The organism is Pseudomonas sp. TE3786, assembly GCF_054057335.1.
Genome location: NZ_JBSRZF010000004.1, coordinates 95,189 through 114,355, shown reverse-complemented (window position 1 = coordinate 114,355; position 19,167 = coordinate 95,189). Strand labels below are relative to the sequence as shown.

The 19,167-nt window shown below is 61.4% G+C and carries 18 protein-coding genes and 1 pseudogene; 15 read left to right on the top strand and 4 right to left on the bottom strand.

The window, feature by feature from the left end; all coding sequences use genetic code 11:
- The first annotated feature begins 123 nt into the window (after window positions 1-123).
- A pseudogene (locus ACVW0Y_RS06675) lies at window positions 124-1,072 on the top strand (glycine betaine ABC transporter substrate-binding protein).
- A gap of 34 nt (window positions 1,073-1,106) precedes the next feature.
- On the top strand, window positions 1,107-1,841 hold the full coding sequence (locus ACVW0Y_RS06670; protein ID WP_457436913.1) for a carbonic anhydrase: 735 nt from the start codon (window positions 1,107-1,109) through the stop codon (window positions 1,839-1,841).
- A 165-nt stretch (window positions 1,842-2,006) separates the two neighbouring features.
- On the opposite strand, the gene ACVW0Y_RS06665 is transcribed toward ACVW0Y_RS06670, so the two are convergent.
- Window positions 2,007-2,654: a hypothetical protein gene (locus ACVW0Y_RS06665; protein WP_457436912.1), complete on the bottom strand. Its 648-nt coding sequence runs from the start codon at window positions 2,652-2,654 to the stop codon at window positions 2,007-2,009.
- A 405-nt stretch (window positions 2,655-3,059) separates the two neighbouring features.
- Between ACVW0Y_RS06665 and coxB the strand changes: the two genes are divergently transcribed.
- Genes coxB through ACVW0Y_RS06645 form a run of 4 tightly spaced genes read left to right on the top strand, consistent with a single transcriptional unit; the run spans window position 3,060 to window position 7,297 of the window.
- Window positions 3,060-4,184, top strand: coding sequence for a cytochrome c oxidase subunit II (gene coxB / locus ACVW0Y_RS06660; protein WP_457436910.1), 1,125 nt, complete (start codon window positions 3,060-3,062; stop codon window positions 4,182-4,184).
- 10 nt (window positions 4,185-4,194) lie between these two features.
- The gene (gene ctaD, locus ACVW0Y_RS06655) at window positions 4,195-5,793 is read left to right on the top strand and encodes a cytochrome c oxidase subunit I (protein WP_457436909.1); all 1,599 of its coding nucleotides are present in this window, start codon (window positions 4,195-4,197) and stop codon (window positions 5,791-5,793) included.
- Window positions 5,794-5,800: 7 nt separating this feature from the next.
- A complete protein-coding gene (locus ACVW0Y_RS06650; RefSeq protein ID WP_457436908.1) occupies window positions 5,801-6,346 on the top strand; it encodes a cytochrome c oxidase assembly protein in 546 nt (181 codons plus the stop codon).
- Window positions 6,347-6,373: 27 nt separating this feature from the next.
- A complete protein-coding gene (locus ACVW0Y_RS06645) occupies window positions 6,374-7,297 on the top strand; it encodes a cytochrome c oxidase subunit 3 (protein WP_457436907.1) in 924 nt (307 codons plus the stop codon).
- A gap of 145 nt (window positions 7,298-7,442) precedes the next feature.
- On the opposite strand, the gene ACVW0Y_RS06640 is transcribed toward ACVW0Y_RS06645, so the two are convergent.
- A complete protein-coding gene (locus ACVW0Y_RS06640) occupies window positions 7,443-7,646 on the bottom strand; it encodes a twin transmembrane helix small protein (protein ID WP_457436906.1) in 204 nt (67 codons plus the stop codon).
- A 76-nt stretch (window positions 7,647-7,722) separates the two neighbouring features.
- Between ACVW0Y_RS06640 and ACVW0Y_RS06635 the strand changes: the two genes are divergently transcribed.
- The 5 genes from ACVW0Y_RS06635 to ACVW0Y_RS06615 all read left to right on the top strand — a co-directional run bounded on the left by ACVW0Y_RS06635 (window position 7,723) and on the right by ACVW0Y_RS06615 (window position 11,846).
- Window positions 7,723-8,454: an SURF1 family protein gene (locus ACVW0Y_RS06635; protein WP_457436905.1), complete on the top strand. Its 732-nt coding sequence runs from the start codon at window positions 7,723-7,725 to the stop codon at window positions 8,452-8,454.
- A 14-nt stretch (window positions 8,455-8,468) separates the two neighbouring features.
- The gene (locus tag ACVW0Y_RS06630) at window positions 8,469-9,047 is read left to right on the top strand and encodes a hypothetical protein (protein WP_457437169.1); all 579 of its coding nucleotides are present in this window, start codon (window positions 8,469-8,471) and stop codon (window positions 9,045-9,047) included.
- A 17-nt stretch (window positions 9,048-9,064) separates the two neighbouring features.
- Window positions 9,065-10,096, top strand: a complete 1,032-nt coding sequence (locus ACVW0Y_RS06625) for a COX15/CtaA family protein (RefSeq protein WP_457436903.1) — start codon at window positions 9,065-9,067, stop codon at window positions 10,094-10,096.
- A 28-nt stretch (window positions 10,097-10,124) separates the two neighbouring features.
- Window positions 10,125-11,021, top strand: a complete 897-nt coding sequence (cyoE, locus tag ACVW0Y_RS06620) for a heme o synthase (protein WP_457436902.1) — start codon at window positions 10,125-10,127, stop codon at window positions 11,019-11,021.
- A 195-nt stretch (window positions 11,022-11,216) separates the two neighbouring features.
- Window positions 11,217-11,846: an SCO family protein gene (locus ACVW0Y_RS06615; RefSeq protein WP_457436900.1), complete on the top strand. Its 630-nt coding sequence runs from the start codon at window positions 11,217-11,219 to the stop codon at window positions 11,844-11,846.
- An 80-nt stretch (window positions 11,847-11,926) separates the two neighbouring features.
- On the opposite strand, the gene zwf is transcribed toward ACVW0Y_RS06615, so the two are convergent.
- On the bottom strand, window positions 11,927-13,351 hold the full coding sequence (zwf, locus tag ACVW0Y_RS06610) for a glucose-6-phosphate dehydrogenase (RefSeq protein ID WP_457437167.1): 1,425 nt from the start codon (window positions 13,349-13,351) through the stop codon (window positions 11,927-11,929).
- Window positions 13,352-13,510: 159 nt separating this feature from the next.
- Here zwf and hexR point away from each other — a divergent pair, with 159 nt between their 5' ends.
- Both hexR and ACVW0Y_RS06600 read left to right on the top strand, forming a co-directional pair.
- Window positions 13,511-14,389: a transcriptional regulator HexR gene (gene hexR / locus ACVW0Y_RS06605; protein WP_108095141.1), complete on the top strand. Its 879-nt coding sequence runs from the start codon at window positions 13,511-13,513 to the stop codon at window positions 14,387-14,389.
- A gap of 218 nt (window positions 14,390-14,607) precedes the next feature.
- Entirely contained in the window at window positions 14,608-14,829 is a 222-nt protein-coding gene (locus tag ACVW0Y_RS06600; RefSeq protein WP_457436899.1) for a PA3496 family putative envelope integrity protein, read from the top strand.
- On the opposite strand, the gene ACVW0Y_RS06595 is transcribed toward ACVW0Y_RS06600, so the two are convergent.
- Window positions 14,789-15,733, bottom strand: coding sequence for a LysR family transcriptional regulator (locus ACVW0Y_RS06595; protein WP_457436898.1), 945 nt, complete (start codon window positions 15,731-15,733; stop codon window positions 14,789-14,791). The two genes, ACVW0Y_RS06600 and ACVW0Y_RS06595, sit on opposite strands and share 41 nt — an antisense overlap.
- 162 nt (window positions 15,734-15,895) lie before the next feature.
- Between ACVW0Y_RS06595 and ACVW0Y_RS06590 the strand changes: the two genes are divergently transcribed.
- Together ACVW0Y_RS06590 and oadA are read left to right on the top strand one after the other, a co-directional pair.
- Entirely contained in the window at window positions 15,896-17,311 is a 1,416-nt protein-coding gene (locus ACVW0Y_RS06590) for an acetyl-CoA carboxylase biotin carboxylase subunit (RefSeq protein ID WP_110615482.1), read from the top strand.
- Between the two features lie 11 nt (window positions 17,312-17,322).
- Complete coding sequence (oadA, locus tag ACVW0Y_RS06585; protein ID WP_457436897.1) at window positions 17,323-19,134, top strand: sodium-extruding oxaloacetate decarboxylase subunit alpha; 1,812 nt, start codon at window positions 17,323-17,325, stop codon at window positions 19,132-19,134.
- The last annotated feature ends 33 nt before the right edge of the window (window positions 19,135-19,167 follow it).

The following is a 19,167-nucleotide window of genomic DNA, read 5'->3' as shown; positions in this document are numbered from 1 at the left end:
ACGGTCCACAAGGCAGAGGATAAGGGTGCCAGAGCAGTCCTTGCCGGCCCGCGCAGTATAGGAAACGCCTCGTAGGATGGGTAGAGCAGCGAAACCCATCGTTACCCAAATCGATGGGTTTCGCTGCGCTTATCCACCAAGTTATCCACAGCTTTGTGCACACACCTGAGCATCGGGGTCGGCCTATTGGCCCGCGGTCTGGCCAGCGCCCAGGCGGCGCAACGCTGTGACACCGCGCGCCTGGCCGATCCGGGTTGGAGGGACGTCGCCGTCACCACCGCGACCGCCGGTTTTCTGCTCGACGGCATGGGCTACCAAGCCAAGGTCGACACCCTGGCCCCAGCCGATCATTTTCGGTGGTTTGAAAGAGGCTTTGGTGAAGGTATTTCTCGGCAACTGGATGCCGGCGCAGCAGGCGCACTACGTCCAGCTCGGGAAAACCGCTACCGTCGAGCAACTGCGGAAAAACCTCGAAGGCGCAGAGTTCCCGCTGGCTGTAGCGGATTACGTGTATGCCGCCGGCGTGCATGACTACGCCGATCTGGCCAAGTTTGCCGACAAGTTCGACCACAACATCTACGGCATCGGTGCCGGCGCATCGGCCAACCAGTCGCTGCAGGAATCATCACGAAAAACGAGTTCGACCTGCGCCAATGGAAGCTGGTGGAGCCCAGTGAACCGGCGATGTTGTCCGAGGTTGTCCCGGCGGTGAAACGCGAGCGTTTTATCACCTTCCTGGGCTGGACCCCGCACCCGATGAACGTGCAATTCAAGCTGAAATATCTTACCGGCGGTGAGAAATACTTCGCTGCCAGCGGCAGTGTTTACACCCTGATCCGCAAAGGTTATGCACAGGCGTGCCCGTAACGTGGCGAAGCTGCTGACCAACCTGACATTCACCCAGGGCATTGAGAACAGCATCATGGCCCAGGTGGACGGCAGCAACGCCGCAGCGGACAGCTGGCTTGATGGCATGAAAAGCAAAGACGGGGGGGGATGCCCGCCGATACCGGCGGTGACGATTGCACGCGTTGAGAAAGCCCCGCTGAGCTGGAACAATGTCGGCCTATAGTCTTTCAGGTCCGTTTCTCGCTCAGGAGTCCTTCATGAACACGCGCGACCAACAGAATCTCGACCGTCTCGACCAGGCCCAAGGTGAGGGCGCCGATGAGGCGTTGCAGCAGATCGTTGCCGGCTTTCAGCGTTTTCGCACTGAGGTGTTTCCTGACCAGCAGGAGCTGTTTCAGAAGCTCGCCACTGCCCAGCGCCCACGGGCGATGTTTATCACCTGCGCCGACTCGCGCATCGTTCCTGAACTGATCACGCAAAGCTCGCCGGGCGACCTGTTCGTCACCCGCAACGTCGGCAACGTGGTGCCGCCCTATGGGCAAATGAACGGTGGGGTTTCCACCGCCATCGAGTACGCGGTGCTGGCGCTCGGCGTCCACCACATCATTGTTTGCGGTCATTCCGATTGCGGTGCCATGCGCGCGGTGATGAACCCCGACACCCTGGAAAAGATGCCCACGGTAAAAGCCTGGCTGCGTCATGCCGAGGTGGCGAAGATCATGGTGGCGGACAACTGCAGCTGCGGCACCGAGCACGAAACCCTCGGCGTGCTCACTGAAGAGAACGTGGTGGCGCAACTGCAGCATCTGCGCACCCACCCTTCGGTAGCTTCGCGCATGGCCAGCGGGCAGCTGTTTATTCACGGTTGGGTGTACAGCATCGACACCAGCGAAATCCGCGCCTATGACGCCGAGCGGGCCGAGTTTCTGCCGCTGGATGGCAGCAGCCCGATTCCGATGGCCACACCGCGGCCGCGCTATTCGCCGCAATAAAAGCATCGCATAGGTTGGGTTGAGCCAAAGGCGAAGCCCAACGATACACAAGGGTTCGCCCCCCACACCTGCAAGCCAGAACGCGTGAGGGCTGACAGCGTCCTGTTGGAAAGATTTGGGCGGCGGGCTGCGGTGTAGGTTGGGCTTCGCTGCGCTCAACCCAACCTACACCGCGTCCTGCAACTGCAACTCCACCCCCAGCTGCCGCGACAGGCACGGCCATTGCTGCCATGCCGCGTGGGTATTGGGGCTGCTCAGGCGGTCGCGATACGCCTGCACCGATTCCTGTTCGAAGATGCTCGCCTCGAGCATGCCATCCACCGCGTGGTGTACGGCCTCGTCCAGCTCATTGGCGAAGGGCTCGCCGATCAGCTGGTGAGCGATCAGGTTGGCCACGGTGGTATCCAGCGGGATCAACGGCTGGCCCAAGTGGGTGATATAGCGGTCATTCACCTCTTCCACCAGGCGATGGGCCAGGTAGGCTTCGTCGAGCATGCCGTCCAGGCCTTCATGGCCGGCCATCAGCGCCGGTGGGTGGAGGAAGAATTCCTCGGCGACCCTCAGCACTGGCTTGATCTGTTCTTCGATGCCAGCGTCACGCGCTACCTGATTGGCAGCGTCGAGAATATCCGGCACCTGATCGATATAAGCGGCGACAAAACGCACCAGCGCCGCTTTTTCATCAGCCGCCGGCAGGCGAATGGCACGGTGCAAGGCGGCGATCTTTCCTTCGAGCTGGTTGGCCAGTTGGGCGCTCTCAGCTTCGTGTTGCTGTGCGCGCTGAATCAGCTCGCGCAATGCGGCGGTTTTCATGACTGCTCCCGAACAAAGGACATGGGGTGAGCGGCGAATCTGCTCACGGATGAAACAGATCGAAGACTCACACATTAGCTGGCGGTCGGATGGTGCTCAGACGAGATCGTCATAATTACATATTTCTTACAAGCAAAGCCGTTATAACGCCAGCGTTACACCTTTGCCCAAGCCAATAGAACCGGGGGCTTTAGCTCAAGCTCTGGCTGCCCGTGGCGATTTTTGCTTCGACGTTGCGAGGTGGAAGTCGCTGGCTATACTCCGAGTCGAAACACATGACCTGATGAACCCGGACTGAGCCACGGCAAGGCGAGGGTGCGACAGCTAAGTCAGTTTTCTAGCTCGACGCTCCCTTGGCCGCAGGCACAGCCGGCGGGATAACAAGAACGATAAGGGGAACCCGCAATGATGCGACATCCACGAGTTTGGATGGGCCTCCTGCTGTGGTCGGTATTCAGTCAGGCGCAAGCTGCCTGGACGGTGAATATGACGCAGGGCGCAACGGCAACCAGTAACGCCGTGTTCGATCTGCACATGACCATCTTTCTGATCTGCGCCGTTATCGGCATCGTGGTGTTTGGCGCGATGTTCTGGTCGATGCTGGTGCATCGCCGCTCCACTGGCCAGGTTGCCTCCCACTTCCATGAAAGCACCACGGTAGAGATTCTCTGGACCGTCGTACCCTTCGTGATTCTGGTGGTGATGGCCATTCCGGCAACCAAGACGCTGATCAACATTTACGACAGCAGCGAGTCGGAGCTGGATATCCAGGTTACCGGCTACCAGTGGAAGTGGAACTACAAGTACCTCGGTCAGGAGGTGGAGTTCTTCAGCAACCTGGCCACCCCCACCGAGCAGATCCATAACCAGGCACCCAAAGACGAGCACTACCTGCTGGAAGTCGACCAGCCGTTGGTGATTCCAGCCAACACCAAGGTGCGCTTTCTGATCACTGCCGCTGACGTGATCCACTCCTGGTGGGTGCCGGCCCTGGCGGTGAAGCGCGACGCCATTCCCGGTTTCGTCAACGAAGCCTGGACCAAGGTGGAGAAGCCCGGCATCTACCGTGGCCAATGCGCCGAGCTGTGCGGCAAGGACCACGGCTTTATGCCCATCGTGGTCGAGGTCAAATCCAAAGAGGATTTCGCCAAATGGCTGGATGAGCGCAAGCAGGAAGCGCTGGCCATGAAAGAGCTGACCAGCAAGGAATGGACCCGCGAAGAACTGGTTGAGCGCGGCGACAAGATCTACCACACCACCTGCGCCGCCTGTCACCAGCCCGAGGGCCAGGGCCTGCCGCCGATGTTCCCGGCACTCAAGGGCTCCAAGGTGGCCACCGGGCCAAAAGAGGACCACCTGCACACCGTGTTCTTCGGCCGGCCGGGCACCGCCATGGCCGCCTTTGGCAAGCAATTGTCGGAAGTCGATATCGCCGCGGTGATCACTTACGAACGCAATGCATGGGGCAACAACGTCGGTGACATGGTCACCCCCAAAGACGTTCTGGCCCTGAAACAGGCGCAGAAATAGGAGACCCATCATGAGTGCAGTGATAGAGCCTGGCCATGCTGGGCACGCAGACGACCACGGCCACCATGGTCCCGCCAAGGGCCTGATGCGCTGGGTACTGACCACCAACCATAAAGACATCGGCACCATGTACCTGTGGTTCAGCTTCGCCATGTTTCTGATTGGCGGCTCGTTCGCCATGGTGATCCGTGCCGAGCTGTTCCAGCCAGGGCTGCAGATCGTCGAACCGGCGTTCTTCAACCAGATGACCACCATGCACGGCCTGGTGATGGTCTTCGGCGCGGTGATGCCGGCCTTCGTCGGCCTGGCCAACTGGATGATTCCGCTGATGGTCGGGGCACCGGACATGGCCCTGCCGCGGATGAACAACTTCAGCTTCTGGCTGCTGCCGGCGGCCTTCGGTCTGCTGATCAGCACCCTGTTCACCGCCGGTGGCGGCCCGAACTTCGGCTGGACCTTCTACGCGCCGCTGTCCACCACTTACGCGCCGGAAAGCGTCACCTACTTTATCTTCGCCATCCACCTGATGGGCATCAGCTCGATCATGGGCGCGATCAACGTGATCGCCACCATCCTCAACCTGCGCGCTCCCGGCATGACCCTGATGAAGATGCCGCTGTTCGTCTGGACCTGGCTGATTACCGCCTTCCTGCTGATTGCGGTGATGCCGGTACTGGCCGGCTGCGTGACCATGATGCTGATGGACATCCACTTCGGCACCAGCTTCTTCAGTGCCGCCGGTGGCGGTGACCCGGTGCTGTTCCAGCATGTGTTCTGGTTCTTCGGTCACCCCGAGGTGTACATCATGATTCTGCCGGCCTTCGGTGCCGTCAGCTCGATCATTCCGGCGTTCTCGCGCAAGCCGCTGTTCGGCTACACCTCGATGGTCTACGCCACGGCGTCGATTGCCTTCCTGTCGTTTATCGTCTGGGCCCACCATATGTTCGTGGTGGGTATTCCGCTGGTGGGCGAGCTGTTCTTTATGTACGCCACCCTGCTGATCGCCGTGCCCACCGGGGTCAAGGTGTTCAACTGGGTGACCACCATGTGGCAGGGCTCGCTGACCTTTGAAACACCGATGCTGTTTGCCGTGGCCTTCGTGATTCTGTTCACCATCGGCGGCTTCTCCGGGTTGATGCTGGCCATCGCCCCGGCGGACTTCCAGTACCACGACACCTACTTTGTGGTGGCGCACTTCCACTACGTGCTGGTGCCCGGGGCGATTTTCGGTATCTTCGCCTCAGCCTATTTCTGGCTGCCGAAGTGGACCGGCCACATGTACGACGAAACCCTCGGCAAGCTGCATTTCTGGCTGTCGTTCGTGGGCATGAACATGGCCTTCTTCCCCATGCACTTTGTCGGTCTGGCCGGCATGCCGCGGCGGATTCCGGACTACAACCTGCAGTTCGCCGACTTCAACATGGTGTCGTCGATTGGTGCCTTCAGCTTCGGGGCCACCCAGTTCCTCTTTCTGTTTATCGTGATCAAGTGCATCCGTGGCGGCAAACCCGCACCGGCCAAGCCGTGGGATGGTGCCGATGGTCTGGAGTGGACCATTCCATCGCCAGCGCCTTACCACACCTTTTCCACCCCACCGGAAGTGAAGTGAGCCCGCCATGAGCGAAGGCATCGCCACCAAGAAACTGGTTACCCGCCTGCTGCTGTTGGTGGTGGTGATGTTCGCCTTCGGTTTTGCCCTGGTGCCGATCTACGACGTGATGTGCAAGGCCTTCGGCATCAACGGCAAAACTGCCGGGCAGTACGCGGGTGCCCAGCAACAAGTGGACCAAGCGCGGCAGGTGAAGGTGCAGTTTCTCGCCACTAACGCCGCCGATATGGTCTGGGACTTTCACCCGGTGGCCGCCGACCTGACGGTGCACCCGGGTGCGGTCAACGAGATGACCTTTATCGCCCAGAACCCCACCGACAAACCCATGGCGGCGCAGGCGATTCCGAGCATCGTGCCGTCGGAAGCAGCGGCCTATTTCCACAAGACCGCCTGCTTCTGTTTCAACCAGCAAGTGTTGCAACCCGGTGAACGCGTAGAAATGAAGGTGCGCTTCATCGTCGACCGTGATCTGCCCAAGGATGTCTACCACCTGACCCTCGGTTACACGCTGTTCGACATCACTGCTCGCCATGCGCCGATCGCGGCCAAGTAAGCGGTGTAAAACAAGGAGAACAATAAGATGGCGACGCACGACGAGGCCCTGCCAAAGAGCCCCAACTCCGATTACGAGCACTACTACGTTCCCGCCCAGAGCAAGTGGCCGATCATTGCCACCATCGGCATGCTGACCACCATGTATGGCCTGGGTACCTGGTTCAACGACCTGAAAGCCGCCCGCCCGGAATCCCACGGCCCGCTGATTTTTTCCATCGGTGGTTTGCTGGTCGCCTACATGCTGTTCGGCTGGTTCAGCACGGTGGTCAAAGAGAGCCGCTCAGGCCTGTATAGCAAGCAGATGGACCGCTCGTTCCGCTGGGGCATGAGCTGGTTCATCTTCTCCGAGGTGATGTTCTTTATCGCCTTCTTCGGCGCGCTGTTCTACGTGCGTACCTGGGCCGGGCCATGGCTCGGCGGCGAAGGTGCCAAGGGTGTCGCGCATATGCTCTGGCCGAACTTCGAATACACCTGGCCGCTGCTGCACACCCCGGACCCCAAATTGTTCCCTGCGCCAAAAGACATCATCAACCCTTGGCATCTGCCGCTGATCAACACCATTTTGCTGGTCAGCTCCAGCGTTACCGTGACCCTGGCGCACCACGCCCTGCGCCATGGCAAGCGCGGCGCACTGAAGGCCTGGCTGGGGCTGACCATTCTGCTCGGCCTGTGCTTTCTGGCCCTGCAGGCTACCGAGTATGTCGAGGCCTACCACGAGCTGGGGCTGACCCTGGGCTCGGGCATCTACGGCGCAACCTTCTTTATGCTCACCGGCTTCCACGGTGCCCACGTCACCATCGGCACGCTGATTCTCTCGGTGATGCTGATCCGCATCCTGCGTGGCCATTTCGATGAGAAACAGCACTTCGGTTTCGAAGCGGCCAGCTGGTACTGGCACTTCGTCGATGTGGTGTGGGTGGGGCTGTTTATCTTCGTTTATGTGTTGTAACGCGTTGCTCTGGCGGCGCAGGTCGTAGGGCGAATACCGCCACAGGCGGTATCCGCCGATTCAGCGTTGCAGAGGGTGGCCGCATTGGCCCGACACACTGTGTAGCGGCGGATACACCTTCGGTGTATTCGCCCTAGGGGAAGAGTTACCAGGTCGCGTGGGTGACCAATTGGCCGCTGTAGAAGCCCCAGGTCACCAACGCCAATGTGGCAGCAGCCAGTACCACCCGCACGGTAAGGGCATTGACCAGGCGCGACGAGTTGCCCTGGTCTTTGACCAGAAAAACCAAGCCGCTGAACAGGCTGACGATGGTGGCCAACAGCATGAACACGATTGCCGCTTTGAGCATGGTGTGAGTCTCGCCAATGGGGAAGGGGAATGCCGTGGAGTATAGCCAGTCACCCGCCGCAGTCCGGGCGCGTCCGATGAGGCGGTTTCGCCCCGGCTGGCTGCCGACCCTGGTGGTGGCTGTGCTGCTGCCGATGCTGGTGCTGTTGGGTTTCTGGCAGTTGGCGCGGGCCGAAGAAAAACGTCAGTTGCTGGCCAGTTACGAAGCCCGTCGCACGGCCGAGCCGATGGGCATTCTCGAGCTTGAACGGAGCACTGATCCGGCTTATCGCCGGGTACACCTGAGCGGCCATTTCGACGAACAACACAGCGTGCTGCTGGACAACCGCACCCGCGAGGGCAAGGTCGGTGTCGAACTGCTGCAACCCTTCTACGACCAGGCCAGCGACCTTTGGCTGCTGGTCAATCGCGGCTGGCTGCCCTGGCCGGATCGCCGCACCCCGGTGCAGTTCGGTACGCCGCCTGCGCTGCAGAACCTCGATGCCTGGGTCTATGTGCCACCCGGCACCACCTTTCAACTGCAAGCCGATGGGCCGAGCAACCAATGGCCGCTGCTGGTCAACGCCGTGCACCCGCAAGTGCTGTGGCAGCAACTGGGCCGCGCCGGGCTGGCCTATGAAGTGCGCCTGGAACCCGGCGCGGCGGCCTACCAGGCCGACTGGCCGGTAGTGGCCATGGGGCCGGAGCGGCACCAGGCCTATGCCGTGCAGTGGTTTGCCCTGGCGGCAGCGTTGCTCGGTTTGTTTATCTATTTCGGTTTTCACGCAGCGCCCAAGCGCGAGCCACTTCTGGGAGAACAGCAACCATGAATCCAGCCATGCCTATGTCCCATGCGCCAGAACAGCAAGTACCGCCGCGTCGTCAGGGCCGTTTGCAGTTGATTCTGCTGCTGGCCCTGACCATCGGCCCGATGGTATTGGCCACCTGCATGTACCAGTTTCGCTTCTGGGTGCCGGAGGGCCGCAACTACAGCGGCGAGCTGATCGGCAACGGCCAGAGCCGCACCGATCTGGGTATTCAGGGTGATGAAGGCAACACCTGGCAGATCGTGGTGACTGCGCCCGCCGCCTGCGCCGACGATTGCCGTCAGCTGGTGTACCTGGCCCGGCAGATCCAGATCGGCCTGGGCCGCGAAGCCTCCCGCGCTACCCATGGTCTGGCCACTGCGCAACCGGTCAGCGAGGCCTATAACGCCGAGCTGGCCCGCGACTATCCGCGCCTGGACCGCTACGGCCTCGACACCCAGGCCTACAGCAAAACCACCCCGGCCACCGGTGCCGAACCGCAACTGTGGCTGATCGACCCCCACGGCAACCTGGTGCTGCGCTACGACGCGAAAACCAAGGGCAAGGCGATCCTCAACGACCTGCGCCTGCTGCTGAAATTGTCGAATATCGGCTAAACGCTGAGGGGAACACGATGGCCAAACCCGGATTCCGCCTAGCGTTGTTAGCCACTGTTCTGGCAATGGTGGTGGTGCTGCTTGGTGCCTATACCCGCCTGACCCACGCCGGCCTCGGCTGCCCGGACTGGCCGGGCTGCTATGGCTTTATCAGCGTGCCGGCCAGCGAGGCGCAACTGGCCCATGCCGAAGCCAACTTCCCCCATGCTCCGGTGGAGGCGCACAAGGGCTGGAACGAGATGATCCACCGCTATTTCGCCGGCAGCCTCGGGCTGCTGATCCTGGCCTTGGCGGCAGTGGCCGTGCGTCGTCGTGGCCAGCCAGGGCAACCGCTGAAACTGCCGCTGCTGCTGCTCGGCGTGGTGGTGGCCCAGGCCGCGTTCGGTATGTGGACGGTCACTCTCAAGCTCTGGCCGCAGGTGGTCACCGCCCATTTGCTCGGCGGCTTCACCACCTTGTCGTTGTTGTTTCTACTGAGCTTGCGGCTATCCGGGCGCCTGGCGAGTTTGCCCAGCGTGCCGCTGCAGCTGCGTCGCTTGGCGGCTGTGGGTTTGCTCGCGGTGATCGGGCAGATCGCCCTCGGTGGCTGGGTCAGCTCCAACTACGCGGCGGTCGCCTGTATCGACCTGCCCACCTGCCATGGCCAATGGTGGCCAGAGATGGATTTCGCCAATGGCTTTCACCTGAGCCAACACATCGGCCCCAACTACCTGGGCGGCCAGCTCGATAGCGATGCGCGCACCGCCATCCATTTCACCCATCGGCTTGGTGCCATGCTGGTGACCCTGCTGTTGCTGGCCCTCGCCTGGCAGCTGCAACGCGGTGGTCACGGGCGTCTGGCGGGCTTGCTGGTGCTGGCCCTGGCGGTGCAGATCAGCCTGGGGGTCAGCAACGTGCTGCTGCACCTGCCGCTGGCCGTGGCTGTCGCACACAACGCCGGTGGTGCGCTGCTGTTACTGACCCTGGTTTTACTGAATTACCGCTTGCGGGCAGTCGCTTATCCGGCGGCCGCAGCGGCAAAAAATTGGGTTCGCCAGTCGGCGACCTGAACCTATAAGAACAAGAAGGAGAGACGCCATGGCTACTCTACTCAGCGCTGGACATAGCCAAGCGCTTTGGCGCGACTACCTGGAGCTGACCAAGCCCAAGGTGGTGGTGCTGATGCTGATCACCTCGCTGGTCGGTATGTTCCTCGCCACGCGTGCCGGGGTGCCGTGGACGGTGCTGGTGTTCGGCAACCTGGGCATCGCCCTGTGTGCTGGCGGTGCCGCGGCGGTCAACCATGTGGTGGATCGGCGCATCGATGCGGTCATGGCGCGCACCCATAAACGTCCGCTCGCCGAAGGGCGCGTATCGCCGGTGGCGGCGCTGACCTTTGCCATGGCGTTGTCGGTGCTGGGGCTGGTGGTACTGCTGGCCTTTACCAACGAACTCACTGCCTGGCTGACCCTCGCCTCCCTGCTCGGCTATGCCGTGCTCTACACCGGTTTTCTCAAACGCGCCACGCCGCAGAACATCGTGATCGGCGGCCTGGCCGGCGCGGCACCGCCGCTGCTGGGTTGGGTGGCGGTTACCGGGCATATCAGCGCCGAGCCGCTGTTGCTGGTGCTGATCATCTTCGCCTGGACCCCACCGCATTTCTGGGCCCTGGCTATCCACCGCAAAGAGGAATACGCCAAGGCCGATATCCCCATGTTGCCGGTGACCCACGGCGAGCATTACACCAAGGTGCATATCGTGCTCTACACCCTGGTGCTGCTGGCGGTCAGCCTGATGCCCTATGTCATCCATATGAGCGGCGTACTCTACCTGGCCTGCGCCGTGGCCCTCGGCGCGCGCTTTCTGCAATGGAGCTGGGTGCTGTATTTCGACAGCAAACCCCATGCGGCAATCAAGACCTTCAAATACAGCATCTACTACCTGTTTCTGCTGTTTATCGCCTTGCTGGTGGACCACTACTTTTTGCTCAGCTAACGAGCGCTCGGTGAGTGCGGCCAGGAGTGAACGGGGCGCGGCCGGAACAGCGCCGCTCTTGCATTGCGTTGCTGAAACACATGGCAGATTGGGTTGGCGCAGTGGATGGGGTACCGTGGCAGCCGGTCACACTGCATGACCGCCGTTGTCCGCTAAAGTCTCTTCTGCCTTTCGAACTGTCGAGCTGCCCAGCCTATGACCCGCAAGCAAATTACCGTCGCCATTCTTGTCGCCATCGTTGCCTTGGTATTCGGCCTGACCGTCAACCGCGTGCTCAGTGGCAAAGGCCACGGCGACCCGGCAGCGATGATCGATGCCGGCATCATTCTGTTGCCGCAAAGCCGCACCCTGCCGGACCTGACCCTGACCAATCAGGCGGGCGAGCCCGTGGTGGTGAATCAACTGAAAGGCAAATGGAGTCTGCTGTTCTTCGGCTACACCTTCTGCCCGGATATCTGCCCCACCACCCTGGCGCAACTGCGCGAGCTGAAAACCAAGCTGCCCAAAGAGGCGGTGGATAACCTGCAGGTGGTGCTGGTGAGCGTCGACCCCAACCGCGACACCCCCGAGCAGCTGAAAAAATACCTCGGCTACTTCGACCCGCAATTCCAGGGCCTGACCGGTGAGCTGGCGAATATCCAGAAACTCGCCAATGCGGTGAGCATTCCGTTTATTCCGGGTGATACCAGCAAAGAGAATTACACCGTCGACCACAGCGGCAATCTGGTGGTGATCGGCCCGGATGGCACCCAGCGCGGGTTTATTCGCGCGCCGTTGAACAACGCCAAACTGGCGGTGCAGATTCCGGAGTTGGTGAAGCAATAAGATCAACCGCATCGCGGCTAAAGCCGCTCCTAGGAGAACGCACAATCGGTAGGAGCGGCTTTAGCCGCGATTGCCTTTCTTCATTCGGCCCACTTACGCCCCTGCAATTCCAACAAACTCTGCGCCTGTTCCGGCCCATTGCTGCCAGCGGCATAGGGCCGTGGGTCCTGGTAGTTGTCCTGCCAGCCCTTGAGAATCGGGTCGACCCATTTCCATGCCGCTTCCACTTCGTCGCGGCGCATAAACAGCGTCGAGTCGCCTTCGATCACATCCAGCAGCAAACGCTCGTAAGCGTCCCAGCGGCGTTTCTGGCGGAAGGCCTGGGCCAGGTTGAGGTCCAGTTCCACCGGTGCCAGGCGCATGCCTTTGCCCGGGGTCTTGCCCATCAGTTGCAGGCTGATGCGCTCTTCCGGTTGCAGGCGAATGATCAGGCGGTTGGGTTGGGTGTTGTCGAACAGCAGGTGCGGCACCTGCTTGAAGTGGATGACGATTTCCGAGGTCTTTTTCGCCAGGCGTTTGCCGGTGCGCAGGTAGAACGGTACGCCGGCCCAGCGCCAGGTGTTGATCGCCACTTGCAGGGCGACGAAGGTCTCGGTGTCGCTGTCGTTATCGACGTTTTTTTCGAAGTAATAGGCCGGCACTTCCTGACCGCCGATCTTGCCGGCGGTGTACTGGCCGCGCACGGTCTTGTCGTGCACATCCATGCCCTGAATCGGTTTCAGCGCCTGGAGGATTTTCAGTTTTTCATCGCGCACCGATTCGGCGTCAAAGCGTGCCGGTGCTTCCATGGCCACCAGGCACAGCAGCTGCAGCAGGTGGTTTTGCACCATGTCGCGCATGGCCCCGGAGCGGTCGTAGTAGGTGCCACGGTTTTCCACGCCGAGGGTTTCGCACACGCTGATCTGCACATGGTCGATATGCCCGCTGCGCCACAGCGGCTCGAACAGCATATTGGCAAAGCGCAGGGCCATCAGGTTCTGCACCGTCTCCTTGCCCAGATAGTGGTCGATACGAAACACCCGCGACTCATCGAACACCGCACCAATCGCAGCATTGATCGCCTTGGCCGAATCCAGGGAATGGCCGATGGGTTTTTCCAGCACGATGCGCGCGTTGGGGCCGGCCAGACCTGCCACTTGCAGGTGGCGGGCTATGTCTTCGAACAGATTCGGCGCGGTGGCCAGGTAGAACACCTGTACCCGCTCGCCGGCCGGACCGAGATGCCGGGCCAGACGGCCGAAATCGGCGCTTTGTGAGGCATCGATAGGGAAGTAGTCCAGGCGTTCGGCGAAGCTCGCCCAGGTGGCGGCATCGAAATCGGCACGCGCCACTTGCGCGCGGCAACGGCGTTCGGCCAGCGCCTGATAGGCCGAGCGGACCATCGGGCTGCGGGCCAGGGCGAGAATACGCGTGCCCTCGTGCAGGCGGCCGTCGCGGTGCAGGTGGTAGAGCGCTGGCAGCAGTTTGTGCAGCGCCAGGTCACCGGTGCCGCCAAACACCAGCATGTCGCAAGGAATCGTTAACACGGGGGCCCTCCGGCGTAACACAGGGCTTTTTGCCCGCAGTGCGTGGTTTGGCTGGGCGTCGGGGAGGTCATGTAGTATAACTACACGCGCGCTACAACCCGGCCCGGCCGATCATAACTCATCAAAAGAGCCAAACCCTTGAACCTCTTGCAACACATTGCCCAGTCGCGTCACCTGTTACGAAAGTCGGAGCTGAAAGTCGCCGATCACGTGCTGCTCGACCCTGCGGCCGTGATGCACAGCTCCATGGCGGATCTGGCCCACAGCGTCGGCATCAGCGAGCCGACCATCGTGCGCTTCTGCCGAGCCATCGGTTGCACCGGATTCCAGGACCTCAAGTTGAAACTGGCGCAAAGCCTGGCCGCCGGTGCCAGCTTCGGTCAGTTCGCGATCCATGAAGATGACTCGGTCGCCGACTTCAGCCTGAAGATTTTCGACACCACCCTGCACACCCTGATCGAAGTGCGCGAAAAGCTCGACCCCAAAGCCCTGCAACACGCCATCGCCGCCTGCTCACAAGCGCAGCGCGTGGAGTTCTACGGCTTTGGTGCGTCCGGCGCAGTGGCCGCCGATGCCCAGCACAAATTCTTCCGCCTGCTGCTGACCGCCGCGGCCTACTCCGACCCGCATATGCAGGCAATGTCGGCGGTTACCCTGAAGCCCACCGACGTGGCCATCTGCATCTCGCAGTCGGGGCGTTCGAAAGACCTGCTGATCACCGCCAACCTGGTGCGTGAAACCGGCGCCACGCTGATCACCCTGTGCCCGAGCCAAACGCCGCTGGCCGAACTGTCCACCGTCAACCTGGCCATCGACGTGCAGGAAGACACCGAGATCTACACCCCGCTGACCTCGCGCATCGCCCACCTGGTGGTGATCGACGTGCTGGCGATGGGCGTGGCCATGGCCCGTGGGCCGACTCTGGTCAATCACCTGAAGAGTGTGAAGCGCAGCTTGCGCAGTTTGCGCTTGTCGCCCAAGTCGCTGAAAGCGGCGGACGATGCCCGCGCCGACTGACTCGATGCTCGAATGAAAAAGCCCGCGCCAGCGGGTTTTTTTGTGCAGATCAAAAGCATCGCGGCTGTAGCCGTTCCTACAGAGCGCGCAATCCGTAGGAGCGGCTTTAGCCGCGATGCTTTTCAGCCACAGTCATCGGATGTTCATCGACCTGGCACACGACTGTCGTCTTCACCCCCCACTCTGATACTCCCGAATCCAACGATGGGAGCAAACACATGACTCGTTATCTGGATGAAGCACAACCCTACGCAAACAGCGCCGCCAAAACCAAACGCCAGCAAGAAGACCAACGCCGCATGGCCTACCGCCGCGCCATCGAAGACTTCACCGAAGAGCGCCGCCTGCAACTGGAACTGGCCGACTTCCCCGATCTGCTCGCCGCCCACTACATCGCCGCTAGCCAGGCACCGCGCCGAAGCGGGCCGCCAACCCACTGATCTGCGCGCGCTCGGCGCGGATAAAGGCGAAGAAGGTTTGCGCCACCGGTGACAGGTATTTGCCGCGCGGGTGCACCAGGCACCAGCTGCGCATCAACGGCAGTTCTGCCACCGGTAGCTCACGCAGAGCGCCGCTTTCCAGTTCGCGGCGCACCGCGTGGCGCGACAGCAGAGCAATGCCGAGCCCGGCAATCACCCCTTCGCGTTGCGACTCCATCGACCCCAGCTCGATGGTCTGCTGGAAGTGCGCGCGCTTCTGGTGGCAGTAATCCTCGATGGCTTTGCGCGTGCCTGAACCGGGCTCACGGACCAGTAGCGGCCAGGCGCACAGGTCGGCGAGCTTGAGGTTGCTGTGCGCCAGCAGCGGATGTTCGGGCGGTGCCACAGCAATGATCGGGTTATCCAGAAACGGCAAAAACTCCAGCGACATGTCCTGCGGCACCTGGGACATGATCAGCAAGTCATCGCGATTGGCACTTAGCCGGCGGATGGTTTGCGCATGGTTGACCACCACCAGTTGCAGATTCACTTCCGGGTACTGGCGCTTGAATGCCGCGAACAGGTGCGGCACGAAGTACTTGGCGCTGGATTCCACCGCCAGGTTGAGCTGGCCCTGCAGCGAACCCTGCAAGTCCGAGAGCTGCATATCCAGGCTTTCCAGGCGGCCGAAGATATCGCTGCTGGCCCGCAGCAAGGCTTCGGCGGCTTCGGTGAGGTAGAGCTTTTTGCCGATGTAATCGAACAACGGCTGGCCGATCAGCGCTTCCAGCTGGCGAATTTGCAGGGAAACCGCAGGTTGCGTCAGGGAAATTTCCTCGGCGGCGCGGCTGTACGAGCGGCTTTCGCATACCGCCTGGAAAACTTGCAGCTGACGTAATGTCATACGCAGCAATGACTTACGCATGGCTATCGGCCCTTGTCTGGCTGTCCGGTCGGGCAACTATAAGGCTTTACTTATGGTCATCCCAATAATTAATCATTTTAGGTAATTGTTACATGGGGCTACGGTGTCGGGACGTTGACGCTTCTGGCGTTGCCCCGTTCAACCGGCTGAGGGCCAGCTTCCGTGATCAAGAAAATCCTGATCGCTAACCGTGGCGAGATTGCCGTCCGTATCGTGCGCGCCTGCGCCGAAATGGGCATTCGCTCGGTGGCGATTTATTCCGATGCCGACCGCATGGCGTTGCACGTCAAGCGCGCCGACGAAGCCCACAGCATTGGCGAGGAGCCGCTGGCCGGTTACCTCAACCCGCGCAAGCTGGTGAACCTGGCGGTAGAAACCGGCTGTGATGCCCTGCACCCCGGCTATGGTTTTCTCTCGGAAAACGCCGAGCTGGCGGATATCTGCGCCGAGCGCGGGATCAAGTTTATCGGCCCGTCCGCTGAAGTGATCCGCCGTATGGGCGACAAGACCGAAGCGCGCCGCAGCATGATCAAGGCGGGTGTGCCGGTGACCCCGGGTACCGAAGGCAATGTGGCGGATATCCACGAAGCCCTCACCGAAGGCGACCGCATCGGTTACCCGGTGATGCTCAAGGCCACGTCTGGTGGCGGCGGCCGTGGTATCCGTCGTTGCAACAGCCGTGAAGAGTTGGAGCAGGCCTTTCCACGGGTGATCTCGGAAGCCACCAAGGCCTTCGGTTCCGCCGAAGTGTTTCTGGAAAAGTGCATCGTCAACCCCAAGCACATCGAAGCGCAGATTCTCGCCGACAGTTTCGGCAACACCGTGCATCTGTACGAGCGCGACTGCTCGATCCAGCGTCGCAACCAGAAGCTGATCGAAATCGCCCCCAGCCCGCAGCTGACCCCGGAACAGCGCGCCTATATCGGCGACCTCGCCGTGCGCGCCGCCCAGGCCGTGGGTTACGAGAACGCCGGTACTGTGGAGTTCCTGCTCGCCGAGGGCGAGGTGTACTTCATGGAGATGAATACCCGGGTGCAGGTGGAACACACCATCACCGAAGAAATCACCGGCATCGATATCGTTCGCGAGCAGATCCGCATCGCCTCCGGCCTACCGTTGTCGGTGAAGCAGGAAGACATTCAGTACCGTGGCTTCGCCCTGCAATTTCGGATCAACGCCGAGGACCCGAAGAACAACTTCCTGCCCTCGTTCGGCAAGATCACCCGCTACTACGCCCCCGGCGGCCCCGGCGTGCGCACCGACACGGCGATCTACACCGGCTACACCATTCCGCCCTACTACGACTCCATGTGCCTGAAGCTGGTGGTCTGGGCGCTGACCTGGGAAGAGGCCATGGACCGCGGCCTGCGCGCGCTGGACGACATGCGCCTGCAAGGGGTGAAAACCACCGCCGCCTACTACCAGGAGATTCTGCGTAACGCGGAATTTCGCAGCGGGCAATTCAACACCAGCTTTGTTGAAGCCCACCCGGAACTGACCAACTACTCGGTCAAGCGCAAACCCGAAGAGCTGGCCCTGGCCATCGCCGCCGCCATTGCCGCCCACGCCGGCCTGTGAGGAATACGTAAATGTCCAAGAAGATCCATGTAACCGACACCATCCTGCGTGACGCCCACCAGTCGCTGCTGGCCACCCGTATGCGCACTGAAGACATGCTGCCGATCTGCGACAAGCTCGACAAAGTCGGCTACTGGTCGCTGGAAGTCTGGGGCGGCGCGACCTTCGACGCCTGCGTGCGCTTCCTCAAGGAAGACCCGTGGGAACGCCTGCGCCAACTGCGCGCGGCCTTGCCCAACACCCGCCTGCAAATGCTTTTGCGTGGCCAGAACCTGTTGGGCTACCGCCACTACAGCGACGACGTGGTCAAAGCCTTTGTCGCCAAGGCGGCGGTGAATGGCATCGACGTGTTCCGCATCTTCGACGCCATGAACGACGTGCGTAACCTGCGGGTTGCCATCGAAGCGGTGAAAGCCGCCGGCAAACACGCCCAGGGCACCATCGCCTACACCACCAGCCCGGTGCACACCATCGAGGCCTTCGTCACCCAGGCCAAGCAGATGGAAGCCATGGGCTGCGACTCGGTGGCGATCAAGGACATGGCCGGCCTGCTCACCCCCTACGCCACCGGCGAGCTGGTGAAAGCGCTGAAGGCCGAGCAATCGCTGCCGGTGTTTATCCACTCCCATGACACGGCTGGCCTGGCCGCCATGTGCCAATTGAAGGCCATCGAGAACGGCGCCGACCATATCGACACCGCCATTTCCAGCTTCGCCTGGGGCACCAGCCACCCGGGCACCGAGTCGATGGTGGCGGCCCTTAAAGGCAGCGAATTCGATACCGGTCTGAACCTGGAACTGCTGCAGGAAATCGGTTTGTACTTCTACGCCGTGCGCAAGAAGTACCACCAGTTCGAAAGCGAATTCACCAGCGTCGACACCCGTGTGCAGGTCAACCAGGTACCGGGCGGAATGATCTCCAACCTGGCCAACCAGCTCAAAGAGCAGGGCGCGCTGAACCGCATGAACGAAGTGCTGGCCGAGATTCCGCGGGTACGCAAAGACCTCGGCTATCCGCCGTTGGTAACCCCGACTTCGCAGATCGTCGGCACCCAGGCGTTCTTCAACGTGCTGGCCGGCGAGCGCTACAAAACCATCACCAACGAAGTGAAGCTGTATCTACAAGGCGGCTACGGCAAGGCGCCGGGTCAGGTGGACGAAAAACTGCGGCGTCAGGCCATCGGTAACGAAGAGCTGATCGACGTGCGCCCAGCCGATTTGCTCAAGCCGGAAATGGACAAACTGCGCGCCGAGATCGGCTCGGTGGCCAAGTCCGCTGAAGACGTACTGACCTACGCCATGTTCCCCGACATCGGGCGCAAGTTCCTCGAAGAGCGCGCGGCCGGCACCCTGACCCCGGAAGTGCTGTTGCCGATCCCCGAAGCCGGGCGGGTGGCCAGCGCCGGCGGCGAAGGCGTACCGACCGAGTTCGTCATCGACGTACACGGCGAAAGCTACCGCGTGGATATCACTGGCGTCGGGGTGAAAACCGACGGCAAGCGGCACTTCTACCTGTCCATCGATGGAATGCCGGAAGAGGTGGTGTTCGAACCGCTGAACGAATTCGTCGGCGGTGCCGGTGGCAGCAAACGCAAAAACGCCAGCGCCCCTGGCGATGTCAGCACCACCATGCCGGGCAATATCGTTGATGTATTGGTGAAAGAAGGCGACGTGGTCAAAGCCGGCCAGGCCGTGCTGATCACCGAAGCCATGAAGATGGAAACCGAAGTGCAGGCACCGATTGCCGGTACCGTCAAAGCCATTCACGTGGCCAAGGGCGACCGGGTGAATCCGGGTGAAGTGCTAGTGGAAATCGAGGCGTAAAAACTTCGGTCTCTGTAGGAGCGGCCGGCCGGC